The sequence below is a fragment of the Hymenobacter sp. GOD-10R genome (assembly GCF_035609205.1).
Taxonomy (GTDB): domain Bacteria; phylum Bacteroidota; class Bacteroidia; order Cytophagales; family Hymenobacteraceae; genus Hymenobacter.
The window spans coordinates 6,189,851-6,202,767 of record NZ_CP141184.1 but is presented as its reverse complement, the minus strand read 5'-3'; the positions used below and the strand labels follow the sequence as shown (position 1 = coordinate 6,202,767).

Annotated in this window: 10 protein-coding genes; 4 read left to right on the top strand and 6 right to left on the bottom strand. The window is 54.5% G+C overall.

Annotated features, from left to right (window positions below; translation table 11 throughout):
- Positions 1-69: 69 nt before the first annotated feature.
- The gene (locus SD425_RS24690) at positions 70-1,650 is read right to left on the bottom strand and encodes a membrane dipeptidase (RefSeq protein ID WP_324673364.1); all 1,581 of its coding nucleotides are present in this window, start codon (positions 1,648-1,650) and stop codon (positions 70-72) included.
- Positions 1,651-1,759: 109 nt separating this feature from the next.
- Positions 1,760-2,392: a response regulator transcription factor gene (locus SD425_RS24685; RefSeq protein WP_324673363.1), complete on the bottom strand. Its 633-nt coding sequence runs from the start codon at positions 2,390-2,392 to the stop codon at positions 1,760-1,762.
- Between the two features lie 475 nt (positions 2,393-2,867).
- On the opposite strand from SD425_RS24685, the gene SD425_RS24680 reads away from it, so the two are divergent.
- Entirely contained in the window at positions 2,868-3,371 is a 504-nt protein-coding gene (locus SD425_RS24680) for a phosphoheptose isomerase (protein WP_324673362.1), read from the top strand.
- A 191-nt stretch (positions 3,372-3,562) separates the two neighbouring features.
- Complete coding sequence (locus SD425_RS24675; RefSeq protein ID WP_324673360.1) at positions 3,563-3,970, top strand: hypothetical protein; 408 nt, start codon at positions 3,563-3,565, stop codon at positions 3,968-3,970.
- 8 nt (positions 3,971-3,978) lie between these two features.
- On the opposite strand, the gene SD425_RS24670 is transcribed toward SD425_RS24675, so the two are convergent.
- The 3 genes from SD425_RS24670 to pta form a co-directional block, all read right to left on the bottom strand.
- Positions 3,979-5,193 (bottom strand): acetate kinase, encoded by a 1,215-nt coding sequence (locus tag SD425_RS24670; RefSeq protein ID WP_324673358.1) that lies wholly within the window; start codon positions 5,191-5,193, stop codon positions 3,979-3,981.
- Between the two features lie 265 nt (positions 5,194-5,458).
- Positions 5,459-6,397: a DUF808 domain-containing protein gene (locus SD425_RS24665; protein ID WP_324673356.1), complete on the bottom strand. Its 939-nt coding sequence runs from the start codon at positions 6,395-6,397 to the stop codon at positions 5,459-5,461.
- 138 nt (positions 6,398-6,535) lie between these two features.
- Complete coding sequence (pta, locus tag SD425_RS24660) at positions 6,536-8,629, bottom strand: phosphate acetyltransferase (protein WP_324673354.1); 2,094 nt, start codon at positions 8,627-8,629, stop codon at positions 6,536-6,538.
- Between the two features lie 307 nt (positions 8,630-8,936).
- Between pta and SD425_RS24655 the strand changes: the two genes are divergently transcribed.
- Together SD425_RS24655 and SD425_RS24650 are read left to right on the top strand one after the other, a co-directional pair.
- Positions 8,937-10,280: a Gfo/Idh/MocA family oxidoreductase gene (locus tag SD425_RS24655; protein WP_324673352.1), complete on the top strand. Its 1,344-nt coding sequence runs from the start codon at positions 8,937-8,939 to the stop codon at positions 10,278-10,280.
- 247 nt (positions 10,281-10,527) lie between these two features.
- Positions 10,528-11,529 (top strand): glycoside hydrolase family 43 protein, encoded by a 1,002-nt coding sequence (locus SD425_RS24650; protein WP_324673350.1) that lies wholly within the window; start codon positions 10,528-10,530, stop codon positions 11,527-11,529.
- Between the two features lie 34 nt (positions 11,530-11,563).
- Here the strand turns inward: SD425_RS24650 and SD425_RS24645 are convergent, their stop codons facing one another.
- On the bottom strand, positions 11,564-12,895 hold the full coding sequence (locus tag SD425_RS24645) for an NAD(P)/FAD-dependent oxidoreductase (RefSeq protein WP_324673348.1): 1,332 nt from the start codon (positions 12,893-12,895) through the stop codon (positions 11,564-11,566).
- Between the last annotated feature and the right edge of the window lie 22 nt (positions 12,896-12,917).

Here is a 12,917-nt window from a genome sequence, read left to right as displayed (position 1 = left end):
AGCAAATGAATCTAGGTGCAGGCCTGATTGGGATATAACTAGGCTGTCGTTGCTTGTTCGGCGAATGCGCTACATGGCTTGGTTGAAGTGCCGCTCCAGAAACTGCCAACCGTTGCGCCAGAGTAGGCCCCGCACCCGCTCGCGCACATTGCTGGGCGTCAGGCCGTAGTCGGTATGTGGGTCGTTATCGGCTAGGCCCACCAGGCGCTTGACCAAGGCGTCCTCAATATCATCGAAGTCTAGCACAGAGCGGGCGCATTTCACGGGCACAATAAGGCCGTCGAAGTCGGAGCCGATACACAGGCAGTCCCAGGTATCTTTTCCGCCCACGCTCACCATGTACAGAATCTGATGAGCCAGGAACTTAAGATGGCGCCGCTGGGCAAACTCCAGGGCGCTGATACCGGCTTCGTCATGGGCAAGCGACTGGCGTGCTTCGGCCATGTCGGCTAGCTCGTCGGCTTCGAGTAGGTCGTCTTCGTCCTCCACGTCGGCATCTGCGGCGGGCTCTTGTTGCGCCGGTGTTACCTCCGGGCGAACCTTAATTAGGTCATATTCTTCGCGGCTGAAGATTTCCTTCGCGGTTTTATTCACGCCCAGAATGCGCTTGTCAAGCGAAATACCGATCATCCCACCCGACGCTACGATTTCGCGGATGTCCTCGTCGTACATATTGATTGACCAGCAGTTGAAATCCTGCGGCGTTATCCTAGGTTTGAGGAAGCCGCCCTGCTTGTAGTGCACCACTACCAAGTTTTCTATGGTGTGATGCGCCACTGCCTTGCGAATAGGTGGCTTGTCGCGACTACAACCAGCCGCCGCGCCGTGGCTGCACAGGATAGGGACATTAGGAAATTCCGTTTGCCGCAACTCGTAGTACTGTATCCGGCTGGCGCTGCTTAGGTGCTTCACGTCGATCAGGACGCCGGCTTTCAGCGCTACGCGAATCAGGTTTTTGCCGGTGTCCGTCAGACCCATGCCGCGCGGGTAGAACGCCTCATTGCGGCTAACTGTAACGGGGCCAACTTTCATGCGCATCCCGAAAGCGTGGGTGCAGATATGATTGTCAGTAAGGTGAGCTAGGGTCAGGTATAGAAAACGGTGACCTTCGTTCAGCAACGTTTGTAAGTTGTCCGCGGCCGATTCGCCGGTCGGGTCGCTGTAGAGGCAGTGCGCCCCCTCAATGGCCCGGATGAAGTTGAGAGCTTCCGGGTCGTACTCGACAAGGCTGCGGAGCACGTTCACGCGCTGCCCTTGTGGCCCCGTGAGATCATCGGGCAACAGCGCCAGCGAGTCGCACAGATGATCGAAGTACGTCCGCTTCTCCGGTTTCCCAACTTGCTGTACCTCGCGCAGCAAAGCGGGGCTAACAAAAGAGGGAATCTGATTAGCAACAGTGTGAAAAAGGTTGCTTTCTACCATCCCAATCTCGGGGGAGTGGTGCACCGACACGCTCAGTTTTACCTCCCCTGCTTCCAATTGGTACAGGTTGGCTTGATGCCGCAAAATGTTGCGCATAAAGAGAACCAGCGGGGAGGCAACAGGTATGTCGTCTTGGTCACTAGACCATACGGGGCGGCGGTTCGCGGTTTGGGTGCCGCTCAAGTGCGCCTTCAATACCGGGTGGGCGTGTAAGTCGAAGTAGGCCATAGGAGCACCCCCTAGAGAAGATGAAACGGACGCAACGCAACTTGCTGAAGCACCGCGGATCTACTTTCAAATCAGCAGATCCGCGGCTATTATTTACCGCCGATAGTGGCTACGCTACCTGCACCCAGCCTTCACGCACTGCCTGTACCACCAAGCCGACCAGCGTTTTGGCGCCCGTTTTCTGAAGCAAGGCGCGGCGGTGGCTCTCTACGGTGCGCACGCTCACGTACAAGCGGTCCGCTATTTCCTGATTGCAGCAGTCGTCTACTACCAAGCGCAGCACCTCTAATTCCCGACGACTCAAGGCAGTAGCAGGCTTGCCAGGGCGCGTATAGGAAGAGGGAGCAGAGAATAAGCTGCTCCCAGCGCGTGCGAGTAGCTCTCCAACAGTGGCTACTACTTCGGTTGGCATGGCGTTACGGGACAGGAGCGGATAGCCTGACTGCGCGATCTGCTGGCGAGTCGCAGTTGATAGGCGTGCGTCCGTGAGCAAGAGCATCTGCTGAGATGAGTGTCGTAGTCGCAGGTGCAGGAGCTGGGCCAGTAAGCTAGACCCAGGCACAGTACTGTCGGCGATGACTAGGGCAAAGCGCTGATGCTGAAGAAGCGCTGATAGCTGGTCGGGGTCGGGCACGATGCGCAGGGTTAGCTCAGGCCAAGCTCCGCGTAGCGTAACGTCCAAACCTGAGCGATGCAGAGTAGGTGGGGCGGCAAGTAAGACCGCTCCTGACGGCGTAGACATAAGACATAGAAGCAGGAGTGAATAAATGCGAAAAGCAGATAGGTGTGCCTGGACGGCAGGTAGATAGGGTAGGGCAAACGACTGTAGCGGCGGCGTTATAGTCCTGAATGTAGCACGCGTTTAGAGGAAAGTCAATGATGTTTTATTGAAAAAAGGAAAGTTTATAATAGAATGATTAAATTATAATCCTGTGTGCAGATGCGTTTTAAGTGCTCAAGAGGAAGAACCCGATGCCACTTAGGCTTCATAATAGCAGCCAGAGTACCTAGCTGATATTTCGCGTTGCCTTGCCCAGCAAAATGAAGATCCAGTCTGGGCAACTACACGACTGGTTGAGGGAAGTTGACAACCAGCGTTGAGCTAGCTTAGCACGCGTAAGAACAACTCCAATGCTATATTGCAGCCCGATCATTGACCAAAGAATCACCTGCCAAAGCGAAGTTCGCCCTTGGCTCACCTTTTAGCTTACCTAAACATGAGCACTGAAAATCAGAAGGAAACCCTTTTTCAACAAACCGAGCAGCAACTTGAGCAGCAAGGCTTCTCTATCGACAAGCAAGATCAGTCGCGCCCATGGGGTGGCTTCTTCGTAATCAACGAAGATCAAGCTCAGCAATTCGCTGACACGTATTTTGACGGCTTGTCGGTTGATACCCTGCGCATTTCGGGCAAGCTGAGTCCCAAGATTCTGATTGTGGCGCCTCAGAAGCGTTTGTCGTGGCAGTATCACTTCCGCCGCGCCGAGATTTGGAAGGTGCTACAAGGTCCGGTTGGCGTGGTAACGAGCGATACGGACGAAGAAGGCGAGCTGAAAACCTACGCGCCCGGTGAGCTAATCACGCTGAAGCAGGGCGAGCGGCACCGCCTCGTGGGCCTGAACGATTGGGGCGTGCTAGCCGAGATTTGGCAGCACACGAACGCCGATCAGCCTTCAGATGAAGATGATATCGTACGTGTCCAAGACGATTTTGGTCGCTAGAGTTAAAGCTGTGAATTTTTATAGAAGTTGGAAAAAAGGAAGAATTGGTCGAGTGCCATTCTTCCTTTTTTAGTGAATAGATCAGCTGAAGTAGCGACTCAAATGGAGGGTAGGCCTTATCACTCTAGTCAGCTAATACGGCTAGTATTTGTGTATTTAAAATATTTCTACGGTTGAGTCGTTTTGCCTCTATGGAATTGACATCTATCATCGACCAAAGCAACCTCTATATTGGGTTCGATGCGGCCAACCAGTGGCTATATGTGGATTGGAAAGGGGAGTATACAAAGGAAGATTCGCGGGCTACGTGCCTGCTTATGCTAGAAACCATCCGGGCACATCCGTGCCCTAAAATTCTGAACGATAACTCGAACGTTACCCGTACGAACGTGGAGCTTACGGAGTGGACCTTATGGTGGCTGGAAGAGATGCGCCAAGCTGGGTTGCAATTTATTGCTTGGGTGTACACGCGTGTCTTCGATGCCCGCCAAGAAACTGAAGCCACGGTGGTGCGCATCGAGCGACCAAGAGTGGCCACCTTCGATGATTTAGCCTCCGCCTACGTGTGGCTTCAGCAGCAGAATGTACACTCGACCTAAAGCTGGCGTTAGGCGCGATCTGGCGCGCTGGCCAATAGGTCGCGACACTGCCTAGCAATTTCCAGCTCCTCGTTCGTAGGGATAACCAGAATCTTTACCCGAGACTCGGGCGTGTTGATTTCCCGTAGTTCCTTGGTCCGTACTTGGTTCTTCGCTTCGTCAAGCTGAATACCTAGGTAATCTAAGTGCTGGCAGGTGCGGGCACGCACCAAAGCGTCATTCTCGCCCACGCCAGCCGTAAATATCACGGCATCGAGGCCGTTGAGCGCCGCGGCATAGGCGCCGATGTACTTCTTGATTCGGTAGGTGTAAAGGTCGTAGGCTAGCTCAGCGTGCGGGTCGCCTTCGTTCAAGGCTTTCGTGATGTCACGCATGTCGCTGGCGCCGGTGAGGCCGAGCATGCCGCTGCGCTTGTTGAGCAAGTTGCTCACCTGCTCGACGTCGTAGCCCAGCTGGCTGACCAAATGAAACACGACGGATGGGTCTAGGTCGCCGGAGCGCGTCCCCATCACCAGGCCACTCAGCGGGCCAAAGCCCATGCTCGTATCAATGACTTTGCCGCCATCCACGGCCGCCATGCTACAGCCATTGCCTAGGTGAATGGTGATGAGTTTAGCGGCTGGGTTCCCTAGGTAGTTGGCAGCCTGCTCGGCTACATACTTGTGGCTGGTGCCGTGGAAGCCGTACACGCGAATGCCTTGCTCCGTGTACAGAGAGTTCGGTAGGGCATACCGAAACGCCCGCTCGGGCATCGTTTGGTGGAAAGCCGTGTCGAATACGGCCACTTGCTTGGCCCGCGGAAAGATCTTTTCGGCCACTTCGATACCTAGGTAGTTGGCCGGATTGTGCAGCGGCGCTAACGGAAACAGGCGCTTGATATCCTGCTTGACGTCGGGCGTAATGATGGTGGTAGCCGCAAACCGCTCGCCGCCGTGCACCACCCGGTGTCCCACCACTTCCACTTCGTTCGGGTCGCGGAGGACGCCAATTTCTGGGGTAGTCAGCAAACTAACTGCTTCGCGCAAGCTAGCTTCGTGATCAGGCAAATCGAGGGTGAATTGCGTCACCTGTTCCTGCTCTCCGGTAAAGACCTTGTGTGTAATAACGCTGTTTTCCAGCCCAATGCGCTCCACCAAGCCGCTACAAACGGGCTGCTCGGCGGGTAGGCGGAAAAGCTGGTATTTAAGGGAGCTACTACCGGAGTTGACGACGAAGATGTTCATAGTGGTAGGCCTTACCCCAGTTCCTCCGCTGGAGGTTGGCGCTTTGGCGACGCAGAAAAATAAATGGCTAAACAGCTGCGAAATTGGGCAGCAGCGAAAAGAACTTCATACGCAGACCTAGGTGCTCGTGGCGAAACAAGACGCTTCGCTTAAAGGGCTGCGAACGGTGACGGTAAAGTAGGCGTCTGACGTACTGGAAGCAACCGCTACATCTGCCTATGTTATGCACCCGTTTTAAGACAAAGACAGGGTGCTAGCCTTGCCTTTACGCGGTGTGTGCCTCATTTTTATTGAAGAATACCTTTTGCACCACTTTCACGATTTTATCAATAAGAAAGCCCAGGAGGATGCCGGAAATGCCACAGGCAAGCGCCTTGGCAAACCAGGCTATGGCCGGCACGCTGGCTAAGGCGTGCTCTAACTCGTGCAGTAAATGGCTGGTGAACGGAATGCCGTGGGCAATAATTTCGGCGCCCACCCAGAGCATGGCTGCGGTGCCTACATAACCTAGAATCAGCAGGAAGCGTGGCATAAACTTTACCATGCCACGTCCTATATTTTGTATAAAAGAATTGTAGTTGCCCCGGGCTAGGTGCACGCCAATGTCATCCATTTTGACAATCAAGCCCACAAAACCATACACGCCTACCGTAATAAAAACGGCTACCGCCAGCATCACCAGAATTTGATTGACGATCGGTTGACCGGTTACTTGGCTGTAAGCAATAGCCATGATTTCCGACGACAGGATGATATCTGTTCGGACGGCGCTAGTAACCCGTTCTTTCTCTAGCTCCTTCGGCGTGATTTCTTTCATTTGCTCGCTTTCAGAGTCAGCTTCGTGGTGCTTGCTAAACATAGAATGCACCTTCTCGTAGCCTTCGTAGCACAAGTAAGCGCCGCCTACCATCAAAATGGGCGTGATGGCCCACGGCGCAAAATAGCCTAGCAGCAAGGCCGCTGGACTTAGGATAAGTAGCTTATTGATTAGCGACCTTTTAGCAATCTGGTAGATGATAGAAAGCTCCCGGGACGGATCGAGGCCCACGACGTATTTGGGGGTAACGGCCGTGTCATCAATCACAATACCGGATACTTTTCCGGTCGTCTTGGCTATCTGAGCGGGTATGTCATCCAAACTGGCAGCGCTGGCTTTTACCAAAGCCGATATATCATCTAGTAGGGCAAGAAATCCGGAAGGCATAAGTGGGCTGCTCGGGTTACGTTTAAGAAGCGTGGAGCTTGATTGAGGTGTTACCAGACGGCAAGTTATAGCAGTATTGGGCACGGTGTAGCTAGGTGCACGCCATACGCGTACGGCCACGGCCCAAGGCACTGCTCTTTACTCGTTCTGGCTTTGAATAGCCGTAATAATCACCGTGTTGAATACGTCATCCACGGTACAGCCGCGGCTGAGGTCGTTCACGGGCTTGTTCAAGCCCTGCAAAACCGGGCCGATGGCAAGAGCGCCGGTTTCACGCTGCACGGCTTTGTATGTATTGTTACCGGTGTTCAAGTCCGGAAAGATCAGGACGCTCGCTTGGCCGGCTACTTCCGAGTTGGGCAGCTTCTGCTTGCCGACGATAGGATCCACGGCGGCGTCGTACTGGATAGGGCCTTCCACTTTCAGGTCGGGGCGCTTTTCCTTCACGAGCTGAGTGGCTTTGCGCACCTTATCCACGTCGGCGCCTTCGCCCGACGTGCCGGAGGAATAAGAGAGCATAGCCAACCTAGGTTCGATGCCGAAGCGCAGGCTGCTCTCGGCCGAGGATATGGCAATTTCGGCCAGTTGCTCAGCAGTGGGATTAGGGTTCACGGCACAGTCGCCGAACACGGCCACACGGTCGGGCAGGCACATGAAGAACACTGATGACACCACCGACACGCCCGGCTTGGTTTTGATGAACTGCAAGGCTGGCCGAATGGTGTGCTGCGTCGTGTGCACCGCCCCCGACACCATGCCGTCGGCGTGGCCTTTGTACACCATCATCGAGCCGAAATAGGACACGTCACGTAGCATATCGTACGCCATATCCATGTTGACGCCCTTGGCTTTGCGCAGCTCATAGAAGGTCTGGGCGTACTCCTCGTAGTAATCGGAGGTGGCGGGGTCAACTAAATGCAGATGCTCGTTGCTGACCTCCAGACCTAGCCTTTTGAACGACGCCGTAATTTCCTCGGGGTTACCTAAGATGGTCAGGTCAACAATATCTTGGTTGAGCAAGCGTGCGGCGGCCCGCAGAATCCGGTCGTCGTTGCCTTCGGGCAGCACGATATGGCGGCGCTGACGCTTGGCCCACTGCAACAGCCGGTACTGGAACATGTGCGGAGTGATGCCCGCCGACTGGAACGCTGCAATGCGCTGATCCAGGGCTTGCACATCCACGTAGCGTTCGAAGGTCTGAATAGCTAGATCGATCTTCTTGCGGTTGTCGGGCGTGATGCGCGACTGGGTCGCCCACAGCTGCGCCGACGTCTGGAATGTACCCGTCTTGACGGCAATAATCGGTAGCAGGGTTTGCGAACCCTCAAGCAAGCGCATAATTGGCTCTTCGGGCACCAGGTCGGCGGAGAGCACAATGCCGGCTACCTTGGGGTAGCTCGCCGATAAGTTGGCCTGCAAAGCACAAATAATAATGTCGCCCCGGTCGCCAGGCGTCACAATCAGTACATTCTCCTTTAGGTAGTTCAGGAACTTAGGTACCTGCATGGCGCCGGTCACGAAGTTGTCAACTTGGTTGCTCAGTAGCTCCTTGCCGAACAGCAACGTGCCCCCGAGCTGCTCATGAATCTCCTTCATGGTCGGGTTGAGCAAGTTCTTGTCCTCCGGAATCACGGCCAGGATAATATCCTCGGGTAGCTGGGCGCGCAGGAGTTGCCACACGTCATCGACTTGCTCCGGATTGATTTTGTTTGCGACGGCGGCCAAGACCTGCACCTCGCGGGCTTCGAAGCTGCGCAGGGCGGTGAGCAAAGCGCTTACTACTTGTGCCGTAGTTTTGCCCGTGCCCGAAATGATGAGCAGCACCGGCGTACCTAGGTTTTTGGCAATAGAGATGTTGGAGTCGAACTCGTAGGCCGTGCCTTGGCCGACAAAGTCGCTGCCTTCCACCACCATAAAGTCGTAGTGGTCTTCCAGCTGCTTGTACTTCCGAATGATCGTTTCGATCAGTTCGCCTTGCTTATCGGCTTCTAGGAGGCGTAATGCCTCGGGGCGCGTGTAGGCGTAAGTGTCCTCGTAAGCAATCGGCAACTGAAAGTGGCTGCGGATGGTCTCGATATGCGCGTCGGTCTGCTCCTGCGGAGCGGCATTGATGATGGGCTTGAAGTACCCGATCTTCTGGGCTTTGCCCAAGAGCATATTTACAAGTCCTAAAGCAATAACCGATTTGCCACTATAGGCTTCGGCGGTGGCAATAAAGATGCTTTTTGTCATACCCAGATCGTGTTTGAAGCAAGCGTGTAGCTGCTACGCTTACGCATATTGTGCAGTTAGCAGTTACCAATTATCAGTCAACAGTAAGGAATTATCGTCTACTAAGTAGCAACGAAAGGGGCAGGGGGTAGCTAGGTGCTACGGGCTGCGAATGAATTGCTGCCAAGGTTTTGTAGGTCTGAGGGGGAACGGCCTACGTAAAGAGGAATCAGCGTAGGAAGTAGTGCGGTGGCTGTGAACAGCAGAAAGCTGCGCAATCTCGATTACTCCCTAAGTTTCCCCCTCACCCTATTACACCTGAGAAATCATGCTTGAACAGCAACAAGCTACGAACCAAACGGACGCATCGTGCGATGCGTCGCGGCGGCAATTTATCAACCAGGCGGGTCGCGGCCTCCTGGCGGTCGGCGTAGCCGGCGGCCTGCTCGGAACCGTCGGCACAGTCGAAGCTAAGTCGGACGACGCAGCAGCTAGCTTATGGCCCCAAGGCTCCGGCCCAACCGACGTGCACCTACCTGAAATCAATGCGAAGACGGAACCCAAAAGTGCTGGCGTTCCGAATCCGCAGCCAGTCGATCAGCGCGTGGGCTACGCTGTAGTGGGGCTAGGTCACTTGACGCTGGAAGAAATTCTACCCGCCTTATCCCAAAGTAAGAAGTCGAAGCTAGTGGCGCTGGTGAGCGGCTCGCCTGATAAGATGCAGAAGATAGCTCGCCAATACGGCGTGAAACCCGACAACTGTTACAGCTACGAAACCTACGATAAGCTAAAGGACAACAAGGAGGTAGACGTTATCTACATCGTGCTGCCCAACTCCATGCACATGGAGTACACCGTGCGCGGGGCCAAGGCGGGCAAGCATATCTTGTGCGAAAAGCCGATGGCGACTTCGGCGAAGGAGTGCGAGAAGATGATTGAGGCGTGTGAGAAAGCCGGCAAGAAGCTCATGATTGCCTACCGCATTCAGTACGAGCCCATGAACCGCAAAGTGCAGGAACTGGTGCGCAACAAAGCGTATGGCAAGACCAAGATGATTGAGGCCATGAACTGTCAGAACCAGGGCGACCCGAACCAGTGGCGGCAGAAAAAAGCCCTAGCAGGTGGCGGCTCCCTGCCCGATGTCGGTTTGTATTGCCTGAACACCGTGCGCTTCTTGCTAGGTGAAGAGCCGAGCGAGGTGTCGGCCCAGATCTACAGCACGCCCGGTGACCCACGCTTCAAAGAAGTAGAGGAGAATGTGACATTTACGCTGCGCTTTCCGAGCGGCGTATTGGCTAACTGCGCCACGGGTTATGGCAGCTACAATGCTAAGCGCTACCGCGTGTACAGCGAAACCGGTTGGATTCAGATGGACCCGGCCTTCACGTATCACGGCCTGAAGTTGGAGCGCGCCAACGCCGACGAAGAAGGCACCGAAAACAAAGCCGCCGTAAACATCGGTGAGAAGAACCAGTTTGCCCTAGAAATGGACCACTTCTCGGAGTGCGTGAAAGAAAACAAGCGCCCATACACCCCTGGTGAAGAAGGCTTGCAGGATCAACGCATCATGGAAGCCATTTACCAATCGGCGAAGGACGGCAAGCCCGTAAAGCTGCCCGCCGTAGCCAAGCAAGATGCCTTCCGTGGTTCGCCGCCCGTTGCATCGAAGTAAGAGTCAACTGCTTACTATGTACAAAGTACTTTTGTAGAAAAGCTAGAACTAGTTCCCCTCCTTGTTTAAGGAGGGGCCAGGGGTGGTTCCAATCGTTTGAACGATACTAGAAGCCAGCTCTGGTTTTCTAGTTCTAGCTGGACCACCCCTAACCCACGCCGCTTGATGCGCAGAATTTAAAAAAAGAGGGGAACTAGTTCTAGCTTCTAGTGCCACACGATTCACTACCAACATACCGCCCTAGCCCATGCCCGACAACGCCCCTGCTTCCTACCAAAACCCCATTCTCAACGAAGACTTCCCAGACCCAACCCTGCTGCGTGCCGCCGATGGTTTTTATTATGCCTACGGCACCCAAACCAAGTATCGTGGCACCATCATCAACCTGCAAATAGCGCGCTCTACCGACCTAGTAAATTGGGAGCTGCTAGGAGAGGGATTACCCGAAAAGCCAACGTGGGCTAGCTCCACCCAACGCATTTGGGCGCCCGATGTGAGTGAGCACGACGGCCGCTACTATCTCTATTACTCCGCCCAACCCGACAGCAACGAAGGCTTGTGCCTAGCCCTAGCTATTGCCGATTCGCCCGCTGGGCCTTTCGTCGATGTAGGCGAGCCGTTTCAGTGCGGCGAGGGTTTCTTGAATATTGACCCAATGTCATTTGACGACCCAGCTACCGGTAAGCGGTTGCTCTACTGGGGCTCCGGGTTCGGACCGCTGCGGGTACGGGAGCTAGCACCCGATGGCAGGTCATTTGTACCCGGTACTGAGGAAATTGAGTTGGTACAAACCATCCAGGAAGACGACCCGAATAACTACGACCGGCTCATTGAAGGGAGTTGGGTCGTCTTGCGCGATGGGTGGTATTACTTGTTCTACTCCGGCAATAATTGCTGCGGCGATGATGCCCACTACGGTGTGATGGTAGCTAGGTCGCGCAATGCAATGGGGCCGTTCGAGACGCTTGCGCAAGCCACCGGACAGTCACACAGCATCATTCTGGAGGGTAATGACAAGTGGCGGGCGCCGGGCCATAACTCCATCGTTACCGATGCCGCCGGCCAAGATTGGATAGCCTATCACGCTATCGATACGGCTCAGCCCACCTTCGATGCTATCAACGATGAGCAAGGTTACTCCCGCCGCGTGATGCTACTCGACCGGGTAATTTATGAGAACGGCTGGCCGAAAGTGGTGCCTAACAATGGCACACCTTCGGTGGAAATGGTAGCAGCACCTATCCTGTAAACCGATGAAACTTTAGCCTCCGAAGGAGCTAGGTTTACACCAGTTCCTTTGGGGCGGTTTCTTCCACTGGTATCGGTTCGCGCTTGTTGCCGATAATAAAACGTAAGCCTTTGTCGAGGTTGAAATAGCTCCAGGTCCAGCTGATAAACACGGCCAAGCGGTTGCGGAAGCTGACCAGCGAAATAACGTGTACAAATGTCCACATCAGCCAGGCAAAGAAGCCTTGGGTGCGAAACTCCTTGTTGAAAAGCTTCACATCGGCTACCGCGTGGTTGCGCCCAATAGTCGCCATGGCGCCTTTGTCGTGATAGTGGAATTTTTCTAAACCGCGCTGGTATAATAAGTTAGCTATATTCTTGGCTAGTAGCTTTCCTTGCTGAATAGCTGGCTGTGCTACCATTGGGTGCCCTTCTGGGTAGTCGGGCGTGACCATAGCGGCGATGTCACCGATGGCAAATATGTTGTTGTAACCTGTAATGCGGTTGTGTTCGTCTACTTGGTAGCGGTTGCCTTTCAAAACGCTTTCCTTGCGTATGCCTTCAATAGGAGCGCCCGACACGCCGGCGGCCCAGATGAGCGTGCGCGTAATGAGTGTTTCGCCGGTATTCAGCGTCACAGTGTAGCCATCGTACGACTTCACGCGACGGTCGAGCATCACATCGACCCCAAAGTTTTGTAAGAAGTCCAGAGCCTTTTGCGAAGCCTCCGGCGACATCCCTTTCAGCAGCGCCGGTCCGCTCTGAATCAGGTGAATGTCCATTTCCTTGAAGTCGAGCTCCCGATAGTCTTTGGGGAAAACATGCTTGCGCAGTTCGCTGAGCGCCCCAGCCACTTCCACCCCGGTCGGCCCACCGCCCACAATCACAAAGTCGAGCAGACTGTTCCGCTCTATGGGGTCTTCTACTTGCAACGCCTTCTCGAAATTATTGAGCACCGTGTTGCGGAGCATAATGGCATCTTCCACGGACTTGATAGCCACCGAGTTTTTCGCCATTTCTTGGTCACCAAAGTAGTTGGTGGTGGCGCCCGTGGCAATCACTAAGTAGTCATACTTCACCAACCCGATGGACGTTCTTACCACTTGATTGTCAGTATCGACGGCTTGCACTTCGGCCATGCGGAAGAACACGTTGTCCTGCTCTTCCAAGATCTTGCGGAAGGGCGACACAATGTCATCAGCATCAAGGCCAGCCGTGGCAACTTGGTAGAGTAGGGGCTGGAACGTGTGGTAGTTCTGCTTGTCGATAAGCACCACCTGCACATTGACGTGGCGTAGCGCTTTCGCAAGCTCCAAACCACCAAAACCACCGCCGACAATGACAACCCGCGGCTTGCCTAGTTCTTCAATTTTGGCATGCTCGTCCATACAATGACTAAGTAGCTGATTG